General features: G+C 67.1%; 14 protein-coding genes. All 14 read right to left on the reverse strand.

Features of this window, described 5'->3' with window-relative positions; all coding sequences use genetic code 11:
* Positions 1 to 7 precede the first annotated feature (7 nt).
* The 14 genes from ABTW65_RS04915 to ABTW65_RS04980 all read right to left on the reverse strand — a co-directional run bounded on the left by ABTW65_RS04915 (position 8) and on the right by ABTW65_RS04980 (position 16851).
* Positions 8 to 337, reverse strand: a complete 330-nt coding sequence (locus ABTW65_RS04915) for a DUF6167 family protein (RefSeq protein WP_350658825.1) — start codon at positions 335 to 337, stop codon at positions 8 to 10.
* On the reverse strand, positions 334 to 891 hold the full coding sequence (locus ABTW65_RS04920; protein WP_350658826.1) for a hypothetical protein: 558 nt from the start codon (positions 889 to 891) through the stop codon (positions 334 to 336). Before ABTW65_RS04920 ends, ABTW65_RS04915 begins: the two co-directional genes overlap by 4 nt.
* A gap of 12 nt (positions 892 to 903) precedes the next feature.
* Positions 904 to 2235 (reverse strand): replication-associated recombination protein A, encoded by a 1332-nt coding sequence (locus tag ABTW65_RS04925; protein WP_350659263.1) that lies wholly within the window; start codon positions 2233 to 2235, stop codon positions 904 to 906.
* 69 nt (positions 2236 to 2304) lie between these two features.
* Positions 2305 to 3297 carry an ABC transporter permease gene (locus ABTW65_RS04930; RefSeq protein ID WP_350658827.1) on the reverse strand — a complete coding sequence of 331 codons (993 nt, stop codon included), beginning with the start codon at positions 3295 to 3297 and terminating at the stop codon, positions 2305 to 2307.
* 111 nt (positions 3298 to 3408) lie between these two features.
* Complete coding sequence (locus ABTW65_RS04935) at positions 3409 to 5220, reverse strand: ABC transporter substrate-binding protein (RefSeq protein WP_350658828.1); 1812 nt, start codon at positions 5218 to 5220, stop codon at positions 3409 to 3411.
* Positions 5221 to 5267: 47 nt separating this feature from the next.
* Entirely contained in the window at positions 5268 to 6266 is a 999-nt protein-coding gene (locus tag ABTW65_RS04940) for an ABC transporter permease (protein WP_350658829.1), read from the reverse strand.
* Positions 6267 to 6497: 231 nt separating this feature from the next.
* Complete coding sequence (locus tag ABTW65_RS04945; protein WP_350658831.1) at positions 6498 to 7685, reverse strand: ABC transporter ATP-binding protein; 1188 nt, start codon at positions 7683 to 7685, stop codon at positions 6498 to 6500.
* Complete coding sequence (locus ABTW65_RS04950) at positions 7685 to 8770, reverse strand: ABC transporter ATP-binding protein (protein ID WP_350658832.1); 1086 nt, start codon at positions 8768 to 8770, stop codon at positions 7685 to 7687. The genes ABTW65_RS04945 and ABTW65_RS04950 overlap by 1 nt, the downstream gene beginning before the upstream one ends.
* 15 nt (positions 8771 to 8785) lie before the next feature.
* Positions 8786 to 9802, reverse strand: a complete 1017-nt coding sequence (locus tag ABTW65_RS04955) for an ABC transporter permease (RefSeq protein WP_350658833.1) — start codon at positions 9800 to 9802, stop codon at positions 8786 to 8788.
* 165 nt (positions 9803 to 9967) lie between these two features.
* Entirely contained in the window at positions 9968 to 11674 is a 1707-nt protein-coding gene (locus tag ABTW65_RS04960; protein WP_350658834.1) for an ABC transporter substrate-binding protein, read from the reverse strand.
* A 96-nt stretch (positions 11675 to 11770) separates the two neighbouring features.
* Positions 11771 to 12784 carry an ABC transporter permease gene (locus tag ABTW65_RS04965; RefSeq protein WP_350658835.1) on the reverse strand — a complete coding sequence of 338 codons (1014 nt, stop codon included), beginning with the start codon at positions 12782 to 12784 and terminating at the stop codon, positions 11771 to 11773.
* Positions 12785 to 13028: 244 nt separating this feature from the next.
* A complete protein-coding gene (gene aspS / locus ABTW65_RS04970; RefSeq protein WP_350658836.1) occupies positions 13029 to 14813 on the reverse strand; it encodes an aspartate--tRNA ligase in 1785 nt (594 codons plus the stop codon).
* Positions 14810 to 16159 carry a histidine--tRNA ligase gene (hisS, locus tag ABTW65_RS04975; protein WP_350658837.1) on the reverse strand — a complete coding sequence of 450 codons (1350 nt, stop codon included), beginning with the start codon at positions 16157 to 16159 and terminating at the stop codon, positions 14810 to 14812. Before hisS ends, aspS begins: the two co-directional genes overlap by 4 nt.
* Positions 16156 to 16851, reverse strand: coding sequence for an MBL fold metallo-hydrolase (locus tag ABTW65_RS04980; RefSeq protein WP_350658838.1), 696 nt, complete (start codon positions 16849 to 16851; stop codon positions 16156 to 16158). The genes hisS and ABTW65_RS04980 overlap by 4 nt, the downstream gene beginning before the upstream one ends.
* Positions 16852 to 16894: the final 43 nt, after the last annotated feature.

Here is a 16894-nt window from a genome sequence, read left to right on the forward strand (position 1 = left end):
CACTCCATCAGGGGGTACTACCTTCCGTGTTCTGCATCGGGTCCTCGGTCGGCCCGCTTCTGTGCCCGATCTCTGGGGCAAGTCTGTGCTGCTCGGCGCCTGCGGCGCCAATCTGTTTCGGCCCGGCTGTCTTCGCTTCGATCCACTCCCGGAGCTCGAGCTCCTTCTCGGCCTTGCCGGTGGCCAGCTCGTCGCGGAAGATCCGCGCGCCGACGCCGAGCGCCTGGGCCCGGTCGCGCAGGCCGTCGGCGGTGAAGGCCTCCGCGGCCCGCCGCCCCTTGACCATCGCGTACACGCCCGCACCCGCACCGACCACGAACCAGATCGCGCCCCTCATAGGGAGTCCTCCATACGTACGTCCTCGTCAACTGCCGCGCGCTGGCGCGCACGGTATTCGCGCAGCGCCTCGCGCATCTCGCTCTTCCGGTCCTTGCGTGACCGCTTGACCTCGCGGTGCATCTCGTAGCGGATCTTGAACCGCACCTCGGGCGAGAGCGCCCGGCGTACCCCGTGGACCAGCGCGGCGCCGTGCACCACGGTCTCCCGGAACACCGCGTCCGCGAAGGCCGGTGCGGTCAACGTACGCTGCACCACCTGCTCGACCTCGGCAGGCTCGCCGTCCTCCCCGAGGGAGGTGATCACATACTCTCTCTCGGCGACGTCCCGGCGCCGCCGCCTGCCAGTCGGCTCGGGCGGAGCCAGCCGCTTCTCCAGCGCCTCGAGCCGCTCGCGCAGCTCGGCCTCGCTGGCCACGGCCTCCTCGAGCCGGCGCCGCGCTGCGCGGCGTGCCCGGAGCGCGAGCAGCACGGCCACCAGCGAGATGAGGACCAGGACCCCCACTGCCGTCAGCGTCGCCACCAGCGCCCACCCGGGCATGCTCGAGTTCGTCATGGTTCGCCTACCCTATCCATCCTGTCCGCGCACGATTTTCCGGACACGCTCCCAACGTTCCTTCACTCCGGCTTCGGCTCCGTGGGTGGTCGGCTGGTAGTACTCCGCGTCGGTCACCGCGTCGGGCGCGTACTGCTGCGTCGCGATGCCGAACGGCTCGTCGTGGGCGTACTTGTACGCCTCGCCGTGCCCGATCTTCTTCGCGCCCTCGTAGTGGGCGTCGCGCAGGTGTGGCGGGACGTTGCCGATCTTCCCGGCCGCGACGTCGGCGCGCGCGGCGAAGATGGCGTTCGTGACCGCGTTGGACTTCGGCGCGACGGCGAGCGCGATCGTCGCGTGCGCCAAGGTGAGCTGGGCCTCGGGCATCCCGATCAGCTGCACGGTCTGGGCCGCGGCGACCGCGGTCTGCAGCGCCGTCGAGTCGGCCAGGCCGATGTCCTCGGAGGCCAGGATCATCAGCCGGCGGGCGATGAACCGGGGGTCCTCCCCCGCCTCGATCATCCGCGCCAGGTAGTGCAGCGCCGCGTCGGCGTCCGAGCCGCGCACCGACTTGATGAAGGCGCTGACCACGTCGTAGTGCTGGTCACCCTGCCGGTCATAGCGCACCGCCGCCTGGTCGACAGCCCGCTCGGCCGCCTCGAGGGTGATCTCCCCACCAGAGGCCGCCCCGGCCGCGGCCTCGAGATACGTCAGCGACCGCCGTGCGTCGCCGCCGGCGAGGCGTACGAGATGGTCGAGCGCGTCGTCCGTCAGCGTCACCGAGCCGCCGAGGCCACGCTCGTCCTCGACCGCCTTCAGCAGTACGCCACGGATGTCGTCGTCGGTGAGCGACTCGAGCCGTAGGAGCAGCGAGCGCGACAGCAGCGGCGAGATCACCGAGAAGAAGGGGTTCTCCGTGGTGGCGGCGACCAGCGTGACCCAGCGGTTCTCCACGCCCGGCAGCAGCGCGTCCTGCTGCGCCTTGCTGAACCGGTGGACCTCGTCGACGAAGAGTACCGTCTCTTTGCCGGTCGCGACCAGCTCGGCGCGGGCCGAGTCGATCGCCGCACGGACCTCCTTGACACCGGCCGAGACCGCGGAGACCTCGACGAAGCGACGGTCGGTGGAGCGGCTCACGATCGAGGCGATGGTCGTCTTCCCGGTCCCCGGCGGCCCCCACAGCAGCAGCGAGAGCGACTGCCCGCCCTCCACGACCTGGTGCAGCGGCGACCCGGACGCCTTCAGCGAGCTCTGGCCGACGAGCTCCTCGAGCGTACGCGGCCGCATCCGCACCGCCAGCGGCGCAGCCGCATGGTCGCTGTGGCTCAGCGACCCGCCGCGCGAGGCGCCTGCGGCAGCCCCCATCTCAAACAACCCGTCCACACGCCAACCCTAGTGGCCGGCACCGACAGACTCAGCCGACAGGGGTGGGGGTCAGGTGAGGCGTACGCGTGGGTCGAGCACGCTGTAGAAGAGGTCGACCAGGAGGTTGGTGACCACGATGATGAAGGCGGAGATCAGCGTGGTCGCCTCGATGACCGGCAGGTCGCTCTGGCTGACCGCGTTGAGGGCCCGCAGACCGAGGCCGGGGATGCCGAAGATCAGCTCGGTGAAGATGGTGCCGGTCAGCAGAGCGCCGAAGTCGATGCCGAAGATCGTCACGATCGGCACGACCGCCGCGCGCAGCGCGTGCTTGTTGACGATCCGCCGCTCCGCGAGGCCCTTGGCGCGCGCCGTGCGGACGTAGTCCTGATTGAACGCCTCGATCATCGAGCCACGGGTGAACCGGGCGTACTTGGAGGAGTTCACCAGGCCGAGCGCGAGCCAGGGCAGCATCAGGCCCCAGGCCCACTTCAGGGGCGAGTCGGTCAGCGGGTGGTAGCCCTCCTGCGGGAAGATCCCGGCGCTGACCGCGAGATAGAGGAACGCGAGCAGGACGAACAGATAGTAGGGAATCGACTCGATCACCAGCGTCGCGCCGATGACGGCCTTGTCCGCCGAAGTCCCCCGGCGTCTGGCCGCGAACATCCCGATGGGCACGCCGATGAGCAGGATCGTGACACCGGCGCCGACCGCGACCGAGACCGTCGGCCCGATCCGGTCCTTGATGTCGTCCCAGACATTGACCCGGTAGATGAAGCTGACCCCGAAGCACGGGGTCTCACAGTCGTACGCCTCGGAGCCGAAGGCGATCTCGCGACCCGTGAAGATGCCGGCCATGTATTCGGTGTACTGAACATGGAGCGGGGCATCCAGGTTGAGCGCCTCCCGGATCGCATCCTGGCGCTCGGCGGTGCACTTGGGCTCAGGGCACATCGCGTCCGCCGGGTCGCTCGGGCCATAGGTGAAGAGCGCGACGACCGCCACCGAGATCACGAACAGCACGAGAAGTGCCGAGATCAACCGGCGTACGACAAAACCGATCATGGGACGGAGGTCTCGCTTCCTAGAAGATGTCCACGGGCGCTGGCCCAGAGTTGCGGTGTCCTGAGTGAAGGTCCGGCCGGCGTGGGGTGCACCCACGCCGGCCGGATCACCTCACTTGAGGTACATGATGGAGAAGCTCGGCATGCCCTTGACCGGGTCGTTGACGACCCCGCCGACCTGCGAGCCCTTGATGAAGGCGTTCGCGTCGTAGCCGGCGTTGATCTCGACCATGTAGGTCTCCTGCATCCACTTGTCGAACTCGCCCCAGGCCGCGGGGACCTCGTCGGCGTCCATCTTCAGGATCTCGGCCTGCTTCGCGTCAGCGTCGGCCTCCTTGAAGTTGGTCGGGTTCGGCATGCCCGCCTTGTTGGCGTTCGAGCCGATCCACTGCGCCGGGAACCACGAGCCACCCGAGGGCCAGTCGGAGCACCAGCCGCCGTAGCGGAGGTTGACCGGAGCGTCGAGGTTGCTCTCGTCGTCACGGTAGGTCTCGTCGGTCGAGGCCACCGGGGTCGCCTTGAAGCCGGCCGCCTCGAAGCCCTTGACCATCTGGTCCTTCTTGGCCACCGAGTTCTCGTCGTCACGCTGGTAGTGCCACTTGATCTCGAAACCCTCGGCCCCGGCCTCCTTCAGCAGCGCCTTGGCCTTCTCCGGGTCGGTGGTCTGACCGTCCTGACCCTCCGGGTACTGGTACTCGACCCGGCCCGCGGTGCCCGGGGGCAGGAGCGATGTGCCGGGCTGGATGGTGACGCCGACGATCTCGCCGGAGGCCTTCCAGGCTGCCTGGTAGGGGTAGGCCCAGCTGATGGCCTCGCGGATCTTCTTGTCCTTGATCTTGGTCTGGTCCGGACGGTACATGTAGGTGCACGGCGAGGTGCCCTCGATGAGGTTGTCCGGCGCGCTCTCCTTGATCGACTTGTAGGTCGGAGGCGTGACGTCGTCGTACGTCATCATCGCCTGCGCCGCGCCCTTGTCGCCGAGGATCTGGTTCTCGAGCTTCGCGGTGTCCTGGGCGAACTTGAAGTCGAACGCGTCCGCGGCCTGGAAGCGGCCGGGGTCGGTGTCGGGGTCCCAGTGCTCGTTCTTGACCAGCTTCAGCGAGGTGCCGGGCTTGTAGGACTCGAACTTGTAGGGGCCGGTCGACATCGGGTGGCTCTCGTAGGCCAGCGGGTCCTTGTCCTTGGCCTTCGGGATCGGCGAGAAGACCGGGAACGAGGCGTAGTAGTCGAGCTCGGGGAACGGCTGAGCCAGGTGGATGATCACCTTGTTGCCGTCGGCCTCGACGCCGTCGTAGTCCTCACCGCCGTACCAGCCGGCGCTGGCGTCGTAGTCGGGGAGCTTCTTCAGCTCGGCATCGGTGTCCGCGAACGGGCCCTTGTACTTCTGACCGTCCTTGAAGAACGTCGTCTGGTACGTCGGGCCGTCGGTCAGCGTGTCGATGGCGAAGGAGCGCTTGATGCCGTAGACGACGTCCTCGGCGGTGATCTCGGTGCCGTCCTCGTACTTGATCCCGTCCTTCAGCTCGAAGGTCCAGGTCAGGCCGTCCTCAGAGACCTTACCGAGGTCGGTGGCGATGTCGGGGACCAGGACGGAGTCGCCGCTCTCCTCGTCGTACACGTACTGCGTCAGGGAGCGGGTCACCAGGCCGGACATGATCGCACCGGAGTCGGTGTAGTAGGTCCTGGTCGGGTCGAGGGTGTGCGGGGCGGCGTTGGACAGCACGGTGATCGTGCCGCCCTTCTTCGCGTCGGACGGGATCTCCAGCGGCCCCTCGGCCGTTGCGTCCTTACCGGCGCCGGCGCCGCCGCCGGCCTTGAACTCGCCGGCCGGGTCCTCGCCACCGCCACCCCCGCCGCCACAAGCCGCGGTGAGCGTCAGCGCAGCGATCGCACTGGCGGCGATCACTGTTCTCTTCAATCGCATCGTAGGTCTCCACCTTCCATGGTTGATGCCTCTCTCCGACGACGTGCTCACCGGAAAGACTTGGGGTCGAAGGCGTCGCGGATGGCGTCTCCGAGCAGGTTGAGCGCGAAAACCAGGACCACGATCCCGACAATCGGCGCGTAGAGGTACAAGGGGTACTCGTCGAACCAGCTCTGGGCGCGCAGGATCGTCTGTCCCCAGGACGGGCGTCCGGTGACACCGACGCCGAGGTAGGCCAGCGTCGCCTCCGCGGCGATCGTGGCCGGCAGGCTCAGCGAGAACGAGACGACGATCGGCGCCACCAGGTTGGGCAGCAGCTCCTTGAACAGGATGCGATGGGTCGGCATCCCGAGGACGTGCGCGGCCTCGATGAACTCGCGCTCACGCAGCGAGATCACCTCACCGCGGATCAGCCGGGCCAGGCCCATCCACCCGAAGATCGTGAGGATCGCGATGAGCGCGATCAGCGAGGCGTTGTCGAGCATCGCCGGGTTCTCCCGCCAGCGCTCCACGAGCATCGGCGAGATGGCGATCGCGACCAGCAGGAAAGGCAGCGTGAGGAAGATGTCGATCAGGAACGTGATCACCCGGTCACCCCAGCCGCGGCTGTAGCCCGCGATCAGGCCGAGCACCACACCGACCACGGTCGAGACGACCGTGGCGATCGTGGCGACCAGCAGGGACGTACGCGCGCCGTAGAACCACTCGGCGAGCAGGTCGTTGCCGGAGTTGGGCTCCAAGCCGAGAGGCGCCTCCCAGGTGAACCCGTAGTTGGGCGGGCCGATGACGGGGTAGTTGAACGAGTCGGTGTCGGTGACCGGGTCGCCGGCACGCACCTCGACGCCGAACAGCTTGCACAACAGGGGCGCGAAGATCGCGATCAGAACGAAGAGCAGCACGATCACGGCACAGATCATCGCGACCTTGTCCGAGAGGAGGCGGTCCATGGCGATCCGCATCGGCGAACGGCCGGCGACATCGCCCGTCCTCGGTTCCGGATTGATCTCGGGATCAGGACCCTGGATCAACACTTCGGACACAGTCATACGCTCGGATCTCCGTTCGATGCCAAGGCTCGGTACGCCCAAGACCAGACCACTTCGCGCGGTCCCGAGCCGGCGCGATGCATCAAGTTATGCCAAGTTCCGACACTTCGGGCGGGACTACAGATAACGGTTCGATACCGACAGTGACGTGTGACACATATGTAACAAAGACGGCCCGCAGCCAAAGGCTGCGGACCGTCTTTCGTAATCTCGCGGAGATACGGGAGATTCTCAGGCGCGACCCCGCGTGTTGTTCGCCAGGTCGTACCAGGTGTCGGCGTACCCCGGACCGTCGCCTGGGACCTCGGCCGGGCTGGCGCCCGGGTCCGGTGCACCGAACTCGTCTACGCCCAGGAGCGGCGCAGTGATCGGCTTCTCCGGGTGCTGGTGGATCTCACCCGGGAAGTGGCAGGCGACCTTGTGCTTCTTGCCGATCTGCAGCAGCGGCGGCTCGACCACGGAGCAGATGTCCTTGGCGAGGGAGCAGCGGGTGCGGAAGTGGCAGCCCGAGGGCGGGTTGATCGGCGAAGGTACGTCGCCCTCCAACCGGATCCGCTCACGACGGCCGCCGATCGCAGCCTGCTTCACGTCGGGCACGGCGGAGAGCAGCGCCTGGGTGTAGGGGTGGTGAGCGTGCTCGTAGATCGACTCCCGGTCACCGATCTCCACGATCTTGCCGAGGTACATCACCGCGACCTCGGGGCAGAAGTGACGAACGATGGCGAGGTCGTGCGCGATGAACAGGTAGGAGATGTCGAACTCCTTCTGCAGGTCCTGCAGAAGGTTGATCACCTGGGCCTGGATCGACACGTCCAGCGCGGAGACGGGCTCGTCGGCGACGAGCAGCTTCGGCTGCAGGGTCATGGCCCGGGCGATGCCGATGCGCTGACGCTGGCCGCCGGAGAACTCGTGCGGGTAGCGGTTGTAGTGCTCGGGGTTGAGCCCGACCAGCTCGAGCAGCTCCTGGACCCGGCTGAGCACCTTGTCCTTGGGCACCATGTTGTGGATCCGCAGCGGCGCGCCGATGATCGAACCGACCGTGTGCCGCGGGTTCAGCGAGGTCGACGGGTCCTGGAAGATCATCTGGATCTCCCGGCGCATCGGGTGCAGCTTCCTACCCGAGTAGTTGGCGATGTCGGTGCCCTCGAAGTGGATCTTCCCCTCGGTGGGCTGGTACAGCCGCGTCACCATCCGCCCGGTGGTGGACTTGCCACAGCCGGACTCACCGACGAGGCCCAGGGCGCTGCCCTTGGCCACCTCGAAGGAGACCCCGTCGACGGCCTTGACGTGTCCGACCGTACGCCGGATCACGCCGCTGCCCTTGACCGGGAAGTGCATCTTCAGGTTCTCGACCGAGAGCACGGTCTCCGTGCTCGCCGGCGCGACCGAGGCCGCGGTGGCAATAGTGGTGTCGCTCATCAGTCCTCCACCAGGTCAGGGGCGATCTCGGGCAGGATCTCTGCCTCGTAGACCTCGTCGGCGTTCTTGATGTGGCAGCGCTTGGTGTGGTTGCCACCACTGCTGGCCGGGGTGAGGTCGGGAAGGGTCGTCCGACACAGGTCGCCACCCACCTTAGCCACGTGGTCACAGCGCGGTTCGAAGGCGCATCCCGGCGGCGGGGTCAGCAGCGAGGGCGGGTTGCCCCGGATCGGGATCAGCTTCGCCTCGGTCGAGGCGGTCAGGTCCGGCACGCTGGAGAGCAGTCCCCAGGTGTAGGGCATCTGCGGGTGGGTGAGGATCTCCTTGCACGGGCCGTACTCGACCGCGCGGCCCGCGTACATCACGAGTACGTCGTCGGCCATCTCCGCCACGACACCGAGGTCGTGGGTGATGATGATGACCGCTGCGTCGAAGTCGCGCTGCAGGTCCTGGAGCAGGTCGAGGATCTGCGCCTGGACGGTCACGTCGAGAGCCGTGGTCGGCTCGTCGGCGATGAGCAGGCTCGGGTTGTTGATCAGCCCCATCGCGATCATCGCGCGCTGGCGCATACCGCCGGAGAACTGGTGCGGGTAGTCGTCCACGCGACGGTCGGGCTGCGGGATGCCGACGCGGTCGAGCATCTCGATGGCGCGCTTGCGCGCCTCCCTCTTGGTCACGTTGTTGTGGACCTGGTAGGCCTCCATGATCTGGTTGCCCACCGTGTAGTAGGGGTGCATCGCGGAGAGCGGGTCCTGGAAGATCATCGCCACGTCGCGGCCGCGACGCCTGCGCATCTCCTCGTTGCTCACCTTGAGCAGGTCGACCCCGTCGAGCATGATCTCGCCGCTGAGGATGGCGTTGGTGCCGCGGTGCAGCCCCATGATCGCCGAGCTCGAGACCGACTTGCCGGAGCCGGACTCGCCCACGATGCCGAGCGTCTTGCCGCGCTCGAGCTCGAAGGAGAGACCGTCGGTCGCCTTGACGATGCCGTCGGAGGTGGAGAAGTGAACCTTCAGGTCTCGCACCGAGAGGAACGAGCCATCGTTGGCCGGCCGCGTCTCGGGCGTGGTGGAGAGGTCAGTCATTGATCAGCTCCCGGGTCAGGCGACGCGCACGCGCGGGTCGATGAAGGCGTAGAGGACGTCGACGATGATGTTGGCGATGATCACCAGAGCCCCGAGGAGCAGCACCAGGCCCACGATGGTGGGAAGGTCGAAGGTCTCGTTCGCGGTCACCGCGAGCTTTCCGAGACCGTAGTAGTTGAAGACGTCCTCGGTGATGATCGCGCCGCCGAGGACGGCAGCGAAGTCGAGACCGAACATGGTCACCAGCGGGGTCAGCGCGGCACGCAGCGCGTGCTTGAACAGCACCTTGCCGCCCTTGACGCCCTTCGCCTTCGCGGTGCGAATGTAGTCCTCGCTCATCGACTCGAGCACGAACGCCCGGGTCATGCGCACGTAGCCCGCCATGTAGACGAACGCAAGCGTGAATCCGGGCAGCATGAGCTGGATCAGCCATTGCCCGACCCCACCGTCGGCGATCGACACGTATCCCGGCGCAGGGAAGATCCCCCACTTGATGGCTACGAAGTTGATCAGCAACGCTCCCACGAAGAACGTCGGGAACGCGTAGAGCGCCAGCGTTGCTCCGACGACGCCGCGGTCGAGAAGGGAGCCCTTGGCGATCGCGGCCAGCACCCCGAACAGAACACCGAAGACGACCCAGATGGTGACCGCGACCAGGGCGATCGAGATCGAGATCGGCGCTGCCTCCGCGATCTCCGCGTTGACCGTCATCTGCAACTGCTGGGAGTAGCCCAGGCAGGGCGCCGCGCACTCGGTGACCAGCTCGGGGTTGGCCTCGCGCATCGCCTCGTCGGCGGGGTACTCGCGGCCGACGACGACGCCCTTCGCGAAGTTGCCCCACTGGACCAACAGCGGCTGGTCGTAGCCGAGGGCCTGACGGGTCTCCTCGATGCGCTCAGGGGGGCAGTTCTTGCCGCAGGAGAACTGTGCCGGGTCGACCGGGTTCTTCATGAACAGTGCGAAGACGATGAAGCTCATCGCCACCAGCATGAGCAAACCGACGATCACACGCCGGATGATGTAGGCGACCATCGGTGGGTCTCACCTTCATTGGAATCGGCCGGACCACCGTCGTGGGGTGTCGTCCGGGGGGAATCGTGTCCAGGTACAAGTGGGGAGGCGGGGCTCTGGCGAGCCCCGCCTCCAGGGTCGGGACGGCTCAGAGAGCCGTCCCGACGGTGTTGCGGAGCTGAAGGATCAGTCCTCGACGTCGATGGTCGCCAGGTCCGGGTAGGACGAGGAGGCATCGGTCGTGATGAAGCCCTTCACCTTGGAGCCGTGGACCCAGTTGAAGGTCGCGATCTCCAGCGGGATGTAGGCGACGTCCTCACCCATGACCGCGTCTGCCTCCTGGAGGAACTTGTTCTGCTCCTCGATGGTGGCGGAGTTGGCGGCCTGGTCGAACAGCTTGTCGACCGCAGGGTTCTTGTAGTTGCCGTAGTTCTGACCGTTGGTGGTCTTCTCGATCTGACGGCTGTCGAACAGCGCGGCAGTAACGGTCATCGCGGAGCCCCAGTCGGCACCCCAACCGCCCCACATCACGTCGGCCTTGTTGGAAGGCTTCTGGATGTTGGAGTAGTAGACGTCGCCCAGCGGGTCCAGGGTGACCTTGAAGCCAGCGGCCTCCCAGCCCTCGACCAGCGCAGCAGCCTGCTTGTCGAGCGTGTCGCTCTGCGGGTAGGTGAAGGTGATCGGGTACGGCGTCTTGACACCGGCGTCAGCCAGGGTCTTCTTCGCCGCGGCCGGGTCACCCTTGAGGTTGCGGTCCTTGTACGCCGGGTTGGCGACGTAGCCCGGAACGGCCGGGTTCACGACCGAGTCGGCCGGGGTGTAGGCCTTCTCGCCACCGCCGGCGGCGATCCAGGACTCGACGTCGGTCGCCTGGGCCAGCGCCTTGCGGACGTTCGGGTCCTTCATCTGGTTCTGGTTCGGCACCAGGTAGTCGACGTAGGGCGACTGGACCTGAACGTAGCGGTCCTTGACACCGGCCTCGGTGAGGCGCGGGAAGAACTCCGGCGGGACGCGCGAGCCGCTGACGATGGTCGCCTGCGAGTCGGGGCTGTCGGAGAAGAGCTTCTCGTAGATGGTCGACGCCTTCTCACCGAACTTGAAGACGATCTTGTCCGGCTTCGCCTCACGGAGCGACTTGTCGTCGGTCTCCGGGTCGTACTCGTCGTTGCGCACCAGGGTGCCGCCCTTCTGGGCGTTCCAGGTGTCGACCTTGTACGGGCCGTTGGAGAAGATGACGTCGTCGTTCTTGGCGCCCTTGTCCTCGGACTCCTTGTACGGGTCCATCATGTGCAGCGACGAGATCGCCAGCGGGAAGTCCGGCCACGGGGTCTTGAACTTGTAGGTGATGGTCTTGCCATCGCAAGTCACGGCCTGGTCGAAGTCAGCCTGCTGCTCCGGGGTCGCGGCGTAGGGACCGGGGTACTCGCCCTTGAGCGCGAGCTTCGCGGTCAGGTAGAAGCCCGGACCACCGGTGAGCTCGTCGGCAGCGAAGTTGCGCGAGGCGCCGTAGGCGAAGTCCTCACACGTGATGTCGGAGCCGTCCTGCCACTTCACGCCGTCCTTGACGGTGAACGACCAGGTCTTGGCGCCGTCGGTCGAGGTGCCCTCGTCGGTCGCCAGGTCGGGGATCGGCTTGCTCGAGACCTTCGGGTCGGTCGACGCCGGGTTCGAGAGCAGCTTGCGGTAGACCAGACGCGTGGTGTGCGAGATGGTCTCACCGACGTAGATACGCTGCGGGTCCAGGTGGTCGATCGGGTCCTCAGCGACGATGGTCAACGTGTTTGCCGAGCTCGAGCCACCGCCGTCCCCGCCGCCACAGGCAGCCAGGCCCAGCGAAAGACCGAGCACGCCAGCGGCACTGACCGCTACGTACTTAGCTCGCTTCTTGAGCATTCGTTTCTCCTTGGTGTGGTCGCCGTCAGCCTCTGACAACTGACGCCGTATCGGTGTCCCGGGCGGGTCACCTGTGTGTGTTCGGAGCCCCGAGGCTCACCTGTCACCCTTGGGGTCAAGGGCGTCTCGCAACCCATCCCCGAGAAGGTTGAACGAGATCACGATGGTCGCGATCAGGATCGCGGGCATGAAGAAGTAGAACGGGTCCACCTGCGCGTACTTCAAAGAGTCCGCGAGTACGTTGCCGAGCGTGGGTGTCGGCGGCTTGACGCTGACCTGCAGGTAGCTCAACGCTGCCTCGGCCGAGATGTAGGCCGGCATCATCAAGGTGACCAGGACCAGCAGGGGAGCCCACAGGTTCGGCAGGATCTCCTTGAAGTAGATCCGCGGCTTGGAGGCACCGAGAACGATCGCGGCCTCCACGAACTCCCGTTGCTTGATCGAGAGCACCTGCCCTCTCACGACCCGAGCCGTGCTGGTCCAGCCGAAGATGGCCAGCACCACCGTGCAGTAGATCCCCTGCGCGAGTGGCCCGTTGGGTAGCCCGGTCAGCTGTTGCACGAGCTCGAGGCCGAGGGCCGAGAGCGCCAGCAGCATCAGCGTCGCGGGGAAGGAGAGGGTCAGGTCGGTGAAGCGGCTCAGGCCGGCGTCCACCCAGCCACCGCTGAAGCCGGCGATGATCCCGACGATCGCGCCGATGACCACCGAGAGGATCGCGGCGGTGAGGGCGATGATCAGCGAGAACGTGATGCCGTACCAGAACCGGGACATCGCATCGCGGCCGGTGCCGGGCTCCACCCCGAGCGGGTGTGCGGCGCTCGCGCCGCTGAACCTGCCCTCCGGGATGGTGTTGGCGTCGAGCAGCTCCTGGTTGTAGCTGAACGGGTCCAGCACGCCCATCTTGACGAGAAGGGGGGCCAGGACGGCGGCCAGCACCACCAGGACGACCACGGTCAGCGACACCATCGTCAGCTTGTCCTTGCGAAGCCGCATCATCGCCAGCTTCATCGGGGACTTGCCGGCGAACTTCTTCGCCTCCTCAGGCGAAGACGAAGGTGTCGATCCACCCGAGAGTTCTTCACCTTCGAACACGGTGGCCGATTCGCTCATGGTTCCTCTGTCTAGTCGTAATTGTGGGTGCCGCCGTCGCACGGCAGCGTCCGACCCACGAGGTCGACGGATGGAACTCTATGTGATCCCTTTGCCCGGATGCGCCCCGTACCGGTAACGATCCGATTTCAACCAGTGATACGGCAGATCGGGAGGGATTCTTGCCATTCACCGCTGAACGACGAGAGTCTCCGGGACCGGCGGACCGGTCCCGGAGACTCTGTTGGCTTTGCTAGAAGCGCGCTCAGTTCGCCGATTCGCCCTCGGCGGCCGCCTTGGAAGCCGGCCGTGCGTCGACGCCCGCCTCCTTGCGCTGCTCGGGGGTGATCGGCGCCGGGGCGGCGGTGAGCGGGTCGTAGCCGGCACCCGTCTTCGGGAAAGCGATGACGTCGCGGATCGAGTCGGTGCCGGCCAGGAGGGCGACCACGCGGTCCCAGCCGAAGGCGATGCCGCCGTGCGGCGGGGCACCGAACTTGAACGCGTCGAGCAGGAAGCCGAACTTCTCCTCGGCCGCCTCCTCGCCGATCCCCATCAGGTCGAAGACCCGCTTCTGGATGTCCTCGCGGTGGATACGGATCGACCCGCCGCCGATCTCGTTGCCGTTGCAGACGATGTCGTAGGCCCAGGCGAGCGCGTTGCCGGGGTCCTTGTCGAAGCCCTCGACGTCCTGCGGGCTGGTGAAGGCGTGGTGGACCGCGGTCCACTCCCCCGCACCGACCGCGACGTCGCCGGACTCGACGGCCTCGGAGGCCGGCTCGAGCAGCGGCGCGTCGACGACCCACAGGAAGCTCCAGTCGCCGTCCTTGCGGAGGTCGAGACGGTTGCCGATCTCCAGCCGGGCGGCACCCAGCAGGGAGCGGCTCGACTTGGGTGCGCCGGCGGCGAAGAAGATGCAGTCGCCGGGGTTGGCGCCGACATGCGCGGCCAGTCCGGCCGCCTCGGTCTCGGAGAGGTTCTTGGCGACCGGACCGGTCAGCGAGCCGTCTTCCTGGACCAGGACGTACGCCAGGCCCTTGGCGCCACGCTGCTTGGCCCAGTCCTGCCAGCCGTCGAGCTGACGCCGCGGCTGGCTCGCGCCGCCCGGCATGACCACGGCGCCGACGTAGGGCGCCTGGAAGACGCGGAACGTCGTCTCGGAGAAGTAGTCGGTGCACTCGGTGATCTCGATGCCGAAGCGCAGGTCGGGCTTGTCCGAGCCGTACTTGGCCATCGCGTCGGCGTAGGTCATCCGCGGCAGCGGGAGCGGCACGTCGTAGCCGATCAGCTTCCACAGCGCCGCGATGATCTCCTCGCCGAGGGCGATCACGTCGTCCTGCTCGACGAAGCTCATCTCGATGTCGAGCTGAGTGAACTCCGGCTGCCGGTCGGCACGGAAGTCCTCGTCGCGGTAGGCGCGGGCGAGCTGGTAGTAACGCTCCATGCCGCCGACCATGAGCAGCTGCTTGAACAGCTGCGGGGACTGCGGCAGCGCGTACCACGAACCTGGCTGCAGGCGGGCCGGGACCAGGAAGTCACGGGCGCCCTCAGGGGTGCTCCGGGTCAGCGTCGGGGTCTCGATCTCGACGAAGTCGTGACCGGCGAGCACGTCGCGGGCGGCCTTGTTGGCCTTCGAGCGCAGCCGGATGGCGTTGCCGGGCGCGGTGCGGCGCAGGTCGAGGTAGCGGTGCTTGAAACGTACGTCCTCGCCGACTTCGACGTGGTCGTCGATCGGGAACGGGAGGGCCGCGGCCGCGCTGAGGACCTCGAGGTCCTTGGCGACGATCTCGATCTCGCCGGTGGCGAGGTTGGGGTTGCGGTTCTCGTCGGTGCGCGCGACGACCTCGCCGGTGACCTTGATGCAGTACTCGTTGCGGAGGGCGTGAGCGATCTCCTCGTCGCGGACGACGACCTGGACCACACCGCTGGCCTCACGCAGATCGAGGAACGCGACCCCGCCGTGATCGCGTCGGCGGCCTACCCAGCCGGCGAGGGTCACGGTCTGGCCGACGTGCTCGGCACGCAGGGTGCCGGCGTCGTGGGTGCGGATCACTTCTTCTCCTCGTTGTTCGCGACGACCTGGGGCTTCAGGTCGCTCTCGTTCTGCGGCGTCCAGGTGGCCGGGTCGGCCGGGACCTGGTCGCCGGTGCGGATGTCCTTGATCTCGTAGCCGCCTTCGGTGGCGAAGAGGACGTACGGGATGCCGCGGCGCTCCGCGAAGCGGATCTGCTTGCCGAACTTGGCGGCGTTGGGCGAGACCTCGCAGGCAACATTGTGGCCGCGCAGCGCCTGGGCGGCCGCATCGGCGTCGGCACGGCTCTCCTCGTCGTTGACCGCGACCAGGACGGTGCTCGGGACCTTGCGGTCGCCGTCGAGTACGCCCTTCTGCACGAGGGGCACCAGGACGCGGCTCACGCCGAGCGAGATGCCGACGCCTGGGTAGGTGGTCTTCCCGTCGCTCGCGAGCGCGTCGTAGCGGCCACCGGAGCAGATGCTGCCCAGGGACTCATAGCCGTCGAGGCGGGTCTCGAAGACGGTGCCGGTGTAGTAGTCCAGGCCCCTGGCGATGCTCAGGTCGGCCACGACGCGTACGGAATCGGTGTTGAGGGGCGCGGTGGCGGTGATCAGCGTGGCCAGCTCGGTCAGGCCCTCCTCGAGCAGCTCGCTCTCGACGCCCATGGCGCGGACCTTCTCGACGAACGAGTCGTCGGTGGCGGTGATCGTGGCGAGCTCGAGGCACTTGGCGGCCTGCTCGTCGGTCAGTCCCGCCTCGGAGACCAGCAGCTTGCCGACCTCCTCCGCGGGCATCTTGTCGAGCTTGTCGATGAGCCGCATGGTCTCCTCGACGTCCGGGGCCCCGAGACCGGCGTAGAAGCCCTGGATCAGCTTGCGGTTGTTGACCTGGAGCGTGAAGCCGGGCAGGAAGGTCAGCTTGCCGAGCGCCTCGAGCATGACCCGGGCGACCTCGACGTCGTGGTGGAACGGCAGCGTGTCGCGCCCGACGATGTCGATGTCGGCCTGCGCGAACTCGCGGAAGCGGCCCTCCTGCGGGCGCTCACCGCGCCAGACCTTCTGGATCTGGTAGCGACGGAAGGGGAACTCCAGCTTGCCGGCGTTCTCGAGCACGTAGCGGGCGAAGGGGACGGTGAGGTCGAAGTGGAGCCCCATCCCCTTGTCTCTGCCGTTGTCCTCCTCCTGGAGGCGGCGCAGGACGTAGACCTCCTTGGAGGTGTCGCCCTTGCGCAGCAGCTGGTCCATCGGCTCGACGGCGCGGGTCTCGATGTTGCCGAAGCCGTGCAGCTCGAAGGTGTGGCTCAGGGTCGCGATGACCTCGCGCTCGACGGTGCGCTGACTCGGCAGGAACTCCGGGAAACCGGAGAGCGGTGTTGGCTTGTTCATGATGTGGTGATCAGGTCCTGAAGAAATGGGTTCGTCGCGCGCTCGCGACCGATGGAGGTCTGTTCGCCGTGTCCGGGGAGCACCACGATGTCGTCGGCGAGGGGCAGCACCTTGGTCGTCAGGGACTGCAGCATCGTGGCGTGGTCACCGCCGGGGAGGTCCGTACGCCCGATGCTGCCCGCGAAGAGCAGGTCGCCGGAGAACATCACGTCACTGACCTCGGCGTGGTCGGGGTAGGGGGTCCGGAAGGTGACCGACCCCTCGGTATGCCCAGGCGTATGGTCGATCAGGAAGCTCATCCCGGCCAGGTCGATGGCCTGCCCGTCGGTGAGCTCCTTGACGTCGTCGGGCTCCACGAAGTCGTAGGTGCCTTCCGGCATGCCGAGCAGCATCTGCGCCGACTCCGGCGAGATGCCTTGGAGCGGATCGGCCAGGAGGTGACGGTCGTTGGGGTGGATCCAGGCCGTCGAGTCGTACGTCTTGCTCACCGGCGTCACGGACCACATGTGGTCGACGTGGCCGTGGGTGAGGAGCACGGCGACCGGCTTGAGGCGCTGCTCCCGGACGATCTCCTCGATGCCCTTGGCGGCGTCCTTCCCGGGGTCGATCACGACACACTCGGTGCCCGGACCGGTGGCGGCGACGTAGCAGTTGGTGCCCCACGGACCGGCGGGAAAGCCTGCGATCAACACGAGAAACACCCTATCCAGCGGTACAGTGCAGCGCCGCATCGTG

Origin of the sequence: Nocardioides sp. NPDC127503 (assembly GCF_040302165.1) — a bacterium.
Taxonomy (GTDB): domain Bacteria; phylum Actinomycetota; class Actinomycetes; order Propionibacteriales; family Nocardioidaceae; genus Nocardioides.